Origin of the sequence: Sulfurimonas sp., from assembly GCF_023228785.1 — a bacterium.
GTDB lineage: Bacteria > Campylobacterota > Campylobacteria > Campylobacterales > Sulfurimonadaceae > Sulfurimonas.
Map to the genome: position 1 here is coordinate 80943 of NZ_JALOAN010000001.1, position 11337 is coordinate 92279.

The following is an 11337-nucleotide window of genomic DNA, read 5'->3' on the forward strand; positions in this document are numbered from 1 at the left end:
TAGATGTTTAAAGTTCTGATTTTACTTTTTTTTAGTCTATCTCTTTGTGCTAATTCTTCCATTTTAAAAGCTTTTGAAAATGGAAATGTAGATCTACAGATGCAACTCTTTTACTACAACATAGACAAAAAAAATGATACAGATGCTTATGCTACTTCTGCTGGCGGATATCTAAAATACTCGACTGATACTAAAAACTCCTTCTTTGCATCTGTAAGATTTCACACCTCCAACCCTACTTTTGATTCAATAAACAGAGAAAAAACTGCTCTTTTTAAAAAGGATGGAACTGCACTAACAACAATAAGCGAATCATATTTAGCATATAAAACACAAACTAGAATCTTGCGAGTTGGTAGCTTTATAATAAACACACCTATGATGAATGATGATGACTCAAGAATAATGCCATGGTCATATAGAGGTTTTACCTATACAGGAGAGAGCATTAAGGATTTAAAGGTTCAGCTCTACTACATAGATGCTCTGCGCTCAAACACTTCAGATAAGTACCAAAAACAGACTCCTAGTGGTGAGTTTGACAATATTACAATGTTTTCACTTCACTACAATGGTTTGAGTGGTCTTAAAACTGAATTCTATTACTACTATGTGCCAGATCTATACTCTACTTTTGTAGCTCAAAGTGATTATGAGATGACCTTAAATACAGATACCTTAATCTGTTTTAGTGCACAATATTTCAAGAGTGGCAATGGAGGAGTCTATGTTAGAAAAGATACCAACAATGGTGCAGATGACATAAACTTAGTAGCTCTAAGATCTAGTATAGATGCAAAGGATTATTCCCTCTCTCTAAACTATTCTCAAAACTTCGGACTTAGTGGTGTTGTGACAGGATATGGTGGTTCAGCAAAAGTCTATACAACTTCGATGATGGCAAACGGCAGAGGAGCTTTTAAACCAGAGACTTGGATGTTAAAAGCTACACATGATTTAAATCTTGGAGATTTTCACAGCGAAGTAGCTTTAACGCTCACAAATACACAAACAAAAGATAAAAGAGGCGATGATTTTAACGCTTACTACTTTCACTTCAAACACTTCTTCACAAAAGAAGCATCCATCTATCTAAGATATGAGAGTTTAAAGTTTTCATCTAGTAAAAAAGATGCAAATTACTTTAGAGCCATAGCTACTTACAAGTTTTAGATCTTAAAGTTTAGAATTAGTCATACTCATCATAGACTGAACCATTGTATCTTTTAGCCTTTTTATAGCCTTATCGAAGTGATCTAGTGAATAGTTCACAACTCTATCTAACTCTTTATGAAGTCTCTCTATTTGACTATATAACTTCTCTTTTTCGTCTGTTGTTATGTTTGGATCTACATAAAGGGCTTTTAAGTCAATTATCTTTATTTTTAGACTTGCGATATCAGAGTTTTTTATATTTCTAGCAGTCTTTGTTCTTTTGTAGAGTTGATGAAAATTATGCATATCTAATATTTGTCTATTTTTTATTAGGTTACTTTCTAAAGTTTCTTGTATAACTCTTGTTATGCTTTTTTCACTCTTAGCACTTGCTACTAGCTCTATAAAGGTGTCTCCAACCTCTTCAAAGATTTTTCGTCTGTATTTTTCATAATAGTCTTTAGCTAAAGAGTGTATAAACTTTACTCTTATTCTATTTTGGATCTCTTGTATGGCATCTCTCTTTGGATAGAGCAAGATCTCTGTTGCAAAACTAACCCATTCATTTGCAATCTCGTGAAATATAATATTTACAATCTGTGAAAAATTAAAATCTTCAAACTTTTCCAAATACAAAAAGTTTAACTCATATCTTAATTTTTCTCGAACTAAAATATGCGCTAATACTTCCATGATTTCAAGTCTGTCATAGTGAGAAGAAACATGTAAAACTTCCCACTCAAAGAGTGCTTTGTTTTTAAAGATCTTCTCTATGTATAGTCTTTTTTCTTCTTGAGTTTTATACATTTCTAGCTATAGTATCTCCATATTTTACATCTTTGCCTTGTAGATCTTTTAACTCTAGCATATCTTTTTGAGCCAAGATCACTATGGTAGATCCCATCTCAAAACAACCAAAATCATCACCTTTGTTTAAGTAGAGATCTTTGTACTCATAAACGCTCGATTTTATCGCAGATGCGTTTGTTTTTATAGCACTCTCAAATGAGACTTGCATAACACCAACATTCAGAGCTCCAACTAAAACTATAAAAAACTTCTTGCCATTTGAGTTCTCACACATCAAAACAACTCTCTCGTTTTCTATAAATAGATTTAATCTTTTTTTGAGTGAAGGAATATTTACAGGATAGAGTTTTCCTGGGATATGTACAGCTTTTAAAACTCTTAGATTTGTTGGAATGTGATAACGATGATAATCTTTTGGAGATAGATAGAAGTTTATAAACTCTCCATCATAAACACTACTTTTTTCATCTCCACTAAAGTGCTCACCTAAAAGCTCATCACTTGAGTATCTCATACCTTTGATCTGAAGTGCATAATCTTTTTGTAGTTTTCCACAAGCTGAAACTAAAGAGTCACAAGGTGATATAAAATCGTCTGCATCCAAAGAGTAAGTTCTATCTTCTTTTAGTTTTCTTGTAAAGAGTGCGTTTAGACTTGTGTATGATTGAGGTGTGTGAAACTCTTTCATATCTAAACCCATCAAACTAACATAGGAATTATTTACGATCTTTTGAAACCACTCAGCAAACTCTTTGTTTGCAAACTTACCAAAAGTTTGTGAGATGGCTGATGTTATATGTTTACTCATTTTATTTTCATCCTTATTATTCTTTTATATTTCTCTTAGCAATCTCTTCTATAAGAACAGTTGCGTATGAGCCTTTTGGAAGTGTGAAGTTAAACTCATACTGAGCCTCTACTTTGTTAAATCTTCCCTCAACACCCTCTGGAAATACCCATGCATATCTTCTCGCTCCATCGGCACTTATCTCATCATCAAAATCTTTTTCATAACCACGTGCAAGTCCTGATGCTATTTTTACTTTTTTACCACACAAAAGTCCAGTTGGCGAGATCTCTCTTTTGTTAAATCTCTCTAGATCTTCATCACTATCTTCATAATCAAACAATCTTCCATGAGGATAGTGTTCCATCACATCGCCCTGTATAAGCTTAAATGGATGAGTTTGAGATTTTAGTTTTGTTAGTTCATTATTTGGCATATTTAAAACTGACTCTAACTCTAGTGTCTCAAAATTATTTATAAGTCTATTTAACTCTAACCTTGAACTAAGCCATAGATTAAAAAGATGGCTCTGGTAAGCATTTATAAGGAGTTTTTTAACTCTTGGGTTACGCTCTTTTGCTTCACCTTTAGCAAGTTTTTCACCTAGTATATGGTTATCTCCATCATTTCCAAATCTCTGATATCCAAAGAAGTTTGGCATTCCATATTTTTGTATATTTTTTAGAGCTTCATCTATTTTTATAGCACTTGTAGGATTTACTTTTTTTACCTTTATATAAAATCTATTGCCCTTTAGATGACCGATTCGTATCTTATTGTTATGGTAGTGTTTTGAAATAATTTTTATATTTTCATGCTCAAAACCCTCAAGTTGTTCTTCATATTTTTTGTACACTGAGATATACTGTTTCGTCATTGCATGTTTATCTTTTAGTCCTGCATAACCTATATCTCTATTTTTTATACCTAAAAATCTAGCTAAGACACCTATCATCTCTGAAGTGCTTAGCAATTTTTTTCTTATAAATAAAATAAGATGTTCTCCATCGCCACTAAATTCATAAAGAGGAATCTCTTCGACGACAAAGTCTCTAGGACTCTGTTTAAAATGAAAATCGATGCTAGAGTGATCTAGCGAGTAAAATCTGTCCATTGTTCTTTGCCTTTAAAAATGATGCGATTTGCATCTATTGGAGTATCTATTTCTAGCACTATAAGCGAAAATATTTAGTGGTGTTCTTGTCTGTTTTGCGACTCTTTGTATTGTTTTTTTATATCTTTTATCAAATGCAACTAGCATCTCATACTCTTCTCCACTACAAGCCACTCTTTTTGAGATCTTTTTGAGAAACTTAAATCCTAACTTGTTTATAGATGCAAGTTTATCTAAATCACTAAAAAGACCATCTGAGATATCCATTCCTGAGCTTAAATATCTGCTAGATTTTTGTATAAATTTATCTCTTAACTCTATATTTACAAACTTAGATCTTGCGTTGATAGATCCAAGATTTCTAAGTTTTAAAAAATCTTTTCTGCTTCTTCCAAGTTTTCCTGTATGAGCTAAGAGATAACCCTTTTTAAGACCACTTCTTAGTAGTGGCTTTAGAGTTTGTGAAATTATAGTTATAGTAATATCTAACTTTATATTACTTATGGTATCTCCACCTATTATCTCTATGCCAAACTTTTTTGCCGTCTCACTAAACCCGCGAACTAGATCTCGCATCTGCTCTTTTGTTATGTTTTTTGGCATTGCAACACTTAGGAGCGCGTATTTTGGTTTAGCATTCATTGCAATAGCATCAGAGATATTTGCCATCATAGATTTTTGTGCTATTTGATAGTGATTCATCCATTTTTTCTTAAAATGAACATCTTCAAAAAAAGCATCTTTTGAGTAAACCATGGATCCAATTAAAGCACCATCATCTCCAATGCGACCGCTATCAAACTGAGATATGAAATAATTTTCTAAATTCAAACAAACTTCTTTATATTATGTTAAAGGATATTTAAAGACTAAAGGTATAAAATGTCCGATATTATATCATCATTAGGAAAAATAGAATGAAACACTCTATAAACAAAATATTTTCCAATCTTTTTCTGTTTTTAATCCTTACAACTGCGATTGTTCTAATCCTTACACTTTTAGTAGTTGAACAAAAAAATTCCTTTGCTAAGATAGATATCTTACAAAATCAAAAAAAAATAATCAACACTCTTCGCACCCTTAAAAAGGATGATATTGAATTAGCTCTTATCCAATTTAATGGAAAAAGCAATCAACTTCATTTTGAGATAGAAAAACTACAAAAGCTAAACAAATATGACTATGCTGGAAAATATCTCTCAAACAACTCAAATGATTTTTTAAAAGACTTAGACAAACTCTCAAAACTCATAAACAACTTTAATCAAGCAGCACATGAATACTACATCAAAAATTTAGTAGATGAAGAACAAAGAAGTCAAGAACTTAAAAATGCTTTTTATTCAACAAACAGTTTTTTAGACTCAATGACTATGAAAAACATCGCCTACGCAAAAGAAAAACATTTTATTATTGAAAAAGTAGCAATTATCTCTTTAGTCTTTCTTATCTTCATAAGCTTTTGGTACCGTAGAAGATTAAACTCTATATATAGAGACATTTTATATCTTCATGCGATTGATAAACAACAAAATGAGTATGAAATTTTTTCACAAGAAGCAGATGCCGTACAACTTAGAATGAATAGAAAACCAATTATTGCTGACAATCCTAACCTTAAAGATCCACTTACTGAGATAAATAATTTCAAAGGAATGATGAGTTCTTACAGCAATAAAAAAGGTATGAAAGATAACAACTTTACATCAGTAACTATTTTAGAAATAGATAATTTTTCTAAAAACAAAAGAGCTTTTCCTCAAGCTTTTGCGCAAACTATACTTAAGAAAGTTGCTTTTACAATCTCTTTACATGAGCAAGCTACAGATGTTATCGCTAGAACTGATTATAATCAATTTGCTTTGATACTCTCAAGAACATCAAAAGAGGCATCTTTTAAAGATATCGACATTATTCGTCAAAGTATCTCTGAGTTAAAATTTAAAGAGCCAAACGGAGATCCTATAGTTATAACTGTTAGTGGCGGTTTTGTTATTAAACCAAATAACCAGCCCCTTGAAGAGTCGATAGAAAAAGCTAAAGGGATTCTCATTCATGCTCAAAAAAAGAAGAACACCATTTCTCAAATCAGAGATTTAGCTGAACACGAGCTATAAATTCTGTTACTAAAAGTAACTATTTATATTTTAAATACTTATAAATGTCTCAAATGGTAACAAATTTTAACTTCCTTCTCTCAAAGCCCTTATTTAACATTAACAAAGGCTTCTAACGCTATAATCAAGCTTATTTTTTATATCTTTAAACGAAGGAAAGCTAATGAGTATTCCTATTTATACTTACGATGCAATCGTTGTTGGAGCTGGTCTAGCGGGCTGTGCTGCTGCAAGAGAGTTGCAAAATGCGGGAAAAAAAGTTGCTGTTATTACAAAACTTCACCCTTTGAGAAGTCACTCTGGTGCTGCTCAAGGTGGAGTTAATGCAGCGTTTAGTAAAGACGACAGTATTGAGTTACATGAGTTTGATACAGTAAAGGGATCTGACTATTTAGCAGATCAAGATGCTGTTGAGTTTATGTGCCAAAAAGCTCCAGAGACTATTCGCTGGGCTGAGAGAATGGGAGCTGCTTTTAGCAGAACTCCTGATGGAAAGATTGCGCAACGTCCTTTTGGCGGCCAATCTTCTCCTCGTGCTTGTTACGCAAAAGATAGAACAGGTTTAACTCTACTTCAAACTATTTATGAACAAGCTCATCGTTCTGGCGTTTTGTTTTGGGATGAGTGGTATGCAGCTGATATCATCTACAAGGATGGCAAAGTTAGTGGAGTTGTAGCTTTTAACATTCGTGATATGCAAATTGCTATATTTAATGCAAAGTCAGTAATGTTTGCAACTGGTGGCTACGCTCGTGCTTACAAGATCAACTCAAATGCTCATGCAAATACTGGTGATGGACTCTCAATAGTTGCTCGTCATGGTCTTCCTCTAGAAGATATGGAGTTTGTTCAGTTTCATCCATCAGGACTCTCAGGAAATGGTGTTTTAATCTCTGAAGCTGCCCGCGGTGAGGGTGGAAAACTCTTAAACTCACTAGGTGAGAGATTTATGGAAAAATACGCTCCAAACGCTATGGAACTTGCATCTCGCGATGTTGTAAGTCGTGCTATTTTAAATGAGATAAGAGAGGGTCGTGGTGTTGGTCCTAGAAAAGATGCAGTTTTTATAGATGTAACACATCTAGGAAAAGAGTTGATTATGCAAAAACTTCCTGAACTTCGAGATTTAGCTCTTACATTTTTAGGGCTTGATATGATAAAAGAACCTATTTTAATCTCAGCTACTGCACACTACTCTATGGGTGGTATCCCTGTAAATACTGCAGGAAATGTTCGCAAAAACAGTGATGAGTTTGTAGAGGGTTTTTACGCTGCTGGCGAGTGCTCTTGTGTATCTGTTCATGGTGCAAATCGTCTTGGTGCAAACTCTGTTTTAGAAGCCCTACTCTTTGGTCGTTTTGTTGGAAAAACAATGGTATCTGAAATAGACAATATAGAACTACGCACTGCTACAAAAGAAGATGCTGCAAAAGCATTAGAAGAAATTAACTTCATTCTAAACAATAATGGCGATGAGACTATAACAGGCTTAAGAGATGAACTTCAACAATGTATGACTGATAATGCTGGTGCATTTAGAACAGAGCAAACTCTTGAGATTGCAATAGCAAAAGTAAAAGAACTTCATAAAAGATTTAAAAATATCCGTATCAAAGATAAATCAAAACTCTTTAACACTGAACTTCAAGAAGCTATAGAATTTGGTCATATGCTTGACTATTCAGCGTTTATAGTTGAGAGTGCGATCGCAAGAAAAGAGAGTCGTGGAGCTCACTATAGAGAAGATTTTGAGTCTCGTGATGATGAAAATTTCTTAAAGCACACTATGGCATACATGGACGATAAGGGTGACATCAAGCTTGATTATATGGATGTTAAACTTGGCAAACATGAACTCAAACCAAGAACATACTAAGGGGAACTTATGAGTACACACAATATAACTACACAAAAAGTAAACTTCAAAGTATTTCGTTTTAATGCTGATGTAGATTATCTTCCATATTATGAAACTTACACTATGGAAGTGACTTCTGAAGAAGTTGTCTTAGATATTTTAAATAGAATCAAATGGGATCTAGATGGTAGTTTTTCATATCGAAGAAGTTGCCGTCACGGGATATGTGGAGCTTGTGCTATTAACTTAAATGGTCGCGCTACTCTTGCATGTAAAGAAAATATGAACGACATGATTGAACTCTTTGGAAATGAGATAACTTTAGAGCCACAAAGTATAAAACGTGCTGTTAAAGATATGATTATTGATAAGGCTGATTTTTGGCAAAAGCACGATGCTATCAAACCTTATCTTATTTCTGATGTTGATGAGCATCCAGAACATGAACATATAGTATCACCAGAAGAAGCTGAAGAGCTAAATGAAGCAGATCTATGTATACAATGTGGTGCTTGTCACTACGCTTGTCCAGTAGTTCAAATAAATGATGAGTTTTTTGGTCCAGCAGCTTTTGCTAAAGCTTACAGATTTGAAGCAGATGTTCGTGATGATGCTCACACAGAGAGACTACTAGAGTTACACAAAGAGGGTCAAGGACTTTGGGATTGTGTAAAATGTTTTGAATGTGCTGAGGCTTGTCCAAAAGATGTAAACCCTATTGACAAGATCACAAAACTTCATCAAATGCTATTTCGTGAGGGAGTTGCAACTTCAAATGTAGCTACTCGTCATGCAGTTGGATTTAAAAACTCTATTGCTAAACACGGTATGCTTGATGAGGGTACTTTAGTTCTTTATTCTGAGGGTCCATCAATTATTAAACATATTCCTGTAGCACTACAAATGTTTAGAAAAGGTAAGATTGTTCTGCCTTGGAATATGCCAAAATCAGACAACTTAGATGAAATTCAAAAACTTGTTAAATCATCGTCAACTGCAAAGTTCTAGGAGTAAAATATGAAAAAATTAAAATACGCACTTTTTACAGGATGTACAGCAAAACAGAGCACTCCAGAGCAGATGATGTCAACACTAGCAGTAGCTAAAAAACTAAACATTGAGCTAATAGAACTCACAGAAGCATCATGCTGTGGAGCCTCACACTTACAAGATTATGATGACTTTTTATCACTTGTGTTAAATGCTAGAAATATTGCTTATGCAGAGAAGCATGATCTGACGATGGTTACTATTTGTAATACTTGTCAATTAAACACTGCAATGACAAAACACCGTCTTGATAACAATGCAGATCTTAAAGCAAGAGTTAATGAAAAACTTGCAGAAGTTGGACTTGAGTACAAAGGCACTTCAAATGTTATCCATTTTTTATACGCTATCATAGATGATATAGGGCTAGATAAGATAAAAGAGATGGTTGTTACTCCACTTAGTCAATTTAATATTGCACCATTTTATGGTTGTCACAATATCCGTCCATCAGAGCTTCAAAATGAATCTCATAAAACTAAAGAAAATCCTTACAACCCTACTTCACTAGATGACCTTATTATCGCTTGTGGTGGTATGAATGTTGATTATGATGAAAAAAACAAATGTTGTGGTTTTCATGTAGAGCTTCAAGCTCCAAAGACTGCATCTATCCTAACTGGAAACGCAATTGCAGGAGCGATGGACGGTAATGCTGACATGATGGTAACACCATGTCCACTATGTCACCTAAAACTAGATACTCAAACAAAACACGCCTCAGAGGCGATTGGTCGTGAGGTAGAACTTCCAGTTCTTCACATGCAACAGATGCTAGGACTAGCTCTTGGATGTTCATCTGATGAGCTTGGTCTAAAACATCACCTCTCTAAAGTAAACTTTGTATAAATGGGCTATGGGAAGTTAATTCCCTTAGCTACCTATACATTTACTTCATTAGCACGCTCTTGCACCTAGGTGTTCTTAACTAAACAACTTCACTTTTGGAAAAATTTATATATGTCAAAATCAATAGAAATAATCTCATGGAATGTCAATGGAATTCGCGCAATAGCAAACAAAGAAGCTCTTAAGTGGATAGATGAACATCAACCAGACATACTCTGTTTGCAAGAAATAAAAGCCTTAGAAGATCAGATTCCACAAGATATGTTTGACTTAGAGTATAGAGAGACAATTGTAAACTCAGCTACAAAAAAAGGCTATAGTGGAACTTTAACTTGGAGTCTATTAGAGAATGACTTTAGCTCTACTTGTGAGCATATTGACACTATGGGTGAGGGAAGAATTGTTGAGACGCATTACGAGGATATTGTTCTTTTTAATGTCTACTTTCCAAATGGTCAAAAAGATGAAGAGAGACTCACCTTTAAGATGAAGTTTTATGATGACTTTTTAGAGCATTGTGAGAGACTAAGAGAGGATGGCAAGTCTATTATAATTTGTGGAGATGTAAATACAGCCCACAAAGAGATTGATCTTAAAAACCCAAAAGCAAATTCTAAAACATCTGGGTTTTTACCTAGTGAGAGAGCTTGGATAGACAAACTCTTAGATCACGGCTACATAGATACCTTTAGATATGTAAACGGTGATGAGCTAGATAGATACAGCTGGTGGTCATACCGCTCTTCCGCGCGCTTAAAAAACATAGGCTGGAGAATAGACTACTTTTTTATCTCAGAAGATCTAGCCCAAAACTTACAAGACGCTTACATACTAGATCATATAGAAGGCTCAGATCACTGCCCTGTAGGGATCAAAATCTCTATTTAACCTTAGGTCTAAAAGCTTTAATAACATCTTCATTTGTCTCTATATATGGACCTTCTATAAGATCTATACAGTAAGGAACTGCTGGAAAAACTGCATCTAAACACTCACGGATAGACTTTGGTTTTCCTGGTAGATTTATTATCAAAGATTTTCCTCTTATTCCTGCACTCTGGCGTGAAAGAATGGCAGTTGGGACATATTGTAGGCTTACTTGACGCATAAGCTCACCAAAACCTGGCATCATCTTATCACACACATTTTCAGTAGCTTCTGGAGTTACATCACGAAATGCTGGACCTGTTCCGCCAGTAGTGACAACTAAGCAACAAGACTCATCATCACAAAGCTCTTTCATAGTCTCTTCTAGCAAGCTTTGTTCATCTGCTATACATCTATAAACTATCTCAAAATCACTCTTTAAGTACTCTTTCATTGTGTCTTGAATCGCCACGCCTGAGATATCTTCATATATCCCTTTACTTGCTCTATCACTCGCTGTTATTACGCCTATTTTTATTTTATTCATATTTTTTCCTTATTTAATCTATAAACTAGATTCCGTGTCAAGCACGGAATGACGGTATACGCATCATCCTGAACTAGATTCCGTGTCAAGCACGGAATGACGGAACACTCATCATCCTGAACACTCGTCATCCTGAACTTGATTCAGGATCCAACTTGATAATTGTTCAGAGCATTCAAT

Annotated in this window: 11 protein-coding genes; 6 read left to right on the forward strand and 5 right to left on the reverse strand. The window is 34.3% G+C overall.

All coding sequences use genetic code 11. The features are described from left to right. Nucleotides 1-3 precede the first annotated feature (3 nt). Entirely contained in the window at nucleotides 4-1173 is a 1170-nt protein-coding gene (locus M0Q24_RS00360; protein WP_295045583.1) for an OprD family outer membrane porin, read from the forward strand. Nucleotides 1174-1176: 3 nt separating this feature from the next. Here the strand turns inward: M0Q24_RS00360 and M0Q24_RS00365 are convergent, their stop codons facing one another. Genes M0Q24_RS00365 through M0Q24_RS00380 form a run of 4 tightly spaced genes read right to left on the reverse strand, consistent with a single transcriptional unit; the run spans nucleotide 1177 to nucleotide 4697 of the window. After that, nucleotides 1177-1962 (reverse strand): hypothetical protein, encoded by a 786-nt coding sequence (locus M0Q24_RS00365; RefSeq protein WP_295045585.1) that lies wholly within the window; start codon nucleotides 1960-1962, stop codon nucleotides 1177-1179. Next, nucleotides 1955-2773: a phosphatidylserine decarboxylase gene (locus M0Q24_RS00370; protein ID WP_295045588.1), complete on the reverse strand. Its 819-nt coding sequence runs from the start codon at nucleotides 2771-2773 to the stop codon at nucleotides 1955-1957. Before M0Q24_RS00370 ends, M0Q24_RS00365 begins: the two co-directional genes overlap by 8 nt. A 16-nt stretch (nucleotides 2774-2789) precedes the next feature. Then, nucleotides 2790-3866: a tRNA pseudouridine(13) synthase TruD gene (gene truD / locus M0Q24_RS00375; RefSeq protein WP_295045591.1), complete on the reverse strand. Its 1077-nt coding sequence runs from the start codon at nucleotides 3864-3866 to the stop codon at nucleotides 2790-2792. 12 nt (nucleotides 3867-3878) lie between these two features. Next, complete coding sequence (locus M0Q24_RS00380) at nucleotides 3879-4697, reverse strand: thiamine-phosphate kinase (RefSeq protein WP_295045594.1); 819 nt, start codon at nucleotides 4695-4697, stop codon at nucleotides 3879-3881. An 86-nt stretch (nucleotides 4698-4783) separates the two neighbouring features. Between M0Q24_RS00380 and M0Q24_RS00385 the strand changes: the two genes are divergently transcribed. From M0Q24_RS00385 to M0Q24_RS00405, 5 genes are all read left to right on the forward strand, one after another. After that, the gene (locus tag M0Q24_RS00385) at nucleotides 4784-5986 is read left to right on the forward strand and encodes a GGDEF domain-containing protein (RefSeq protein WP_295045597.1); all 1203 of its coding nucleotides are present in this window, start codon (nucleotides 4784-4786) and stop codon (nucleotides 5984-5986) included. 163 nt (nucleotides 5987-6149) lie between these two features. Next, a complete protein-coding gene (gene sdhA, locus M0Q24_RS00390; RefSeq protein ID WP_295045600.1) occupies nucleotides 6150-7862 on the forward strand; it encodes a succinate dehydrogenase flavoprotein subunit in 1713 nt (570 codons plus the stop codon). Between the two features lie 9 nt (nucleotides 7863-7871). Next, a complete protein-coding gene (gene sdhB / locus M0Q24_RS00395) occupies nucleotides 7872-8852 on the forward strand; it encodes a succinate dehydrogenase/fumarate reductase iron-sulfur subunit (protein ID WP_295045603.1) in 981 nt (326 codons plus the stop codon). Between the two features lie 9 nt (nucleotides 8853-8861). Then, nucleotides 8862-9743, forward strand: coding sequence for a CoB--CoM heterodisulfide reductase iron-sulfur subunit B family protein (locus M0Q24_RS00400; protein WP_295045606.1), 882 nt, complete (start codon nucleotides 8862-8864; stop codon nucleotides 9741-9743). Between the two features lie 111 nt (nucleotides 9744-9854). Further along, the gene (locus M0Q24_RS00405; RefSeq protein ID WP_295045609.1) at nucleotides 9855-10631 is read left to right on the forward strand and encodes an exodeoxyribonuclease III; all 777 of its coding nucleotides are present in this window, start codon (nucleotides 9855-9857) and stop codon (nucleotides 10629-10631) included. Here M0Q24_RS00405 and mog read toward each other — a convergent pair. After that, entirely contained in the window at nucleotides 10624-11157 is a 534-nt protein-coding gene (gene mog, locus M0Q24_RS00410; RefSeq protein ID WP_295045611.1) for a molybdopterin adenylyltransferase, read from the reverse strand. The two genes, M0Q24_RS00405 and mog, sit on opposite strands and share 8 nt — an antisense overlap. Nucleotides 11158-11337: the final 180 nt, after the last annotated feature.

What these genes read in the sequence shown, in the direction of transcription:
- M0Q24_RS00405 (WP_295045609.1), top strand. Translation starts at nt 9,855, where the DNA reads ATGTCAAAATCAATAGAAATAATCTCATGGAATGTCAATGGAATTCGC.
- M0Q24_RS00400 (WP_295045606.1), top strand. Translation starts at nt 8,862, where the DNA reads ATGAAAAAATTAAAATACGCACTTTTTACAGGATGTACAGCAAAACAG.
- truD (WP_295045591.1), bottom strand. Translation starts at nt 3,866, where the DNA reads ATGGACAGATTTTACTCGCTAGATCACTCTAGCATCGATTTTCATTTT.
- mog (WP_295045611.1), bottom strand. Translation starts at nt 11,157, where the DNA reads ATGAATAAAATAAAAATAGGCGTAATAACAGCGAGTGATAGAGCAAGT.
- M0Q24_RS00360 (WP_295045583.1), top strand. Translation starts at nt 4, where the DNA reads ATGTTTAAAGTTCTGATTTTACTTTTTTTTAGTCTATCTCTTTGTGCT.
- M0Q24_RS00385 (WP_295045597.1), top strand. Translation starts at nt 4,784, where the DNA reads ATGAAACACTCTATAAACAAAATATTTTCCAATCTTTTTCTGTTTTTA.
- sdhA (WP_295045600.1), top strand. Translation starts at nt 6,150, where the DNA reads ATGAGTATTCCTATTTATACTTACGATGCAATCGTTGTTGGAGCTGGT.
- M0Q24_RS00365 (WP_295045585.1), bottom strand. Translation starts at nt 1,962, where the DNA reads ATGTATAAAACTCAAGAAGAAAAAAGACTATACATAGAGAAGATCTTT.
- sdhB (WP_295045603.1), top strand. Translation starts at nt 7,872, where the DNA reads ATGAGTACACACAATATAACTACACAAAAAGTAAACTTCAAAGTATTT.
- M0Q24_RS00370 (WP_295045588.1), bottom strand. Translation starts at nt 2,773, where the DNA reads ATGAGTAAACATATAACATCAGCCATCTCACAAACTTTTGGTAAGTTT.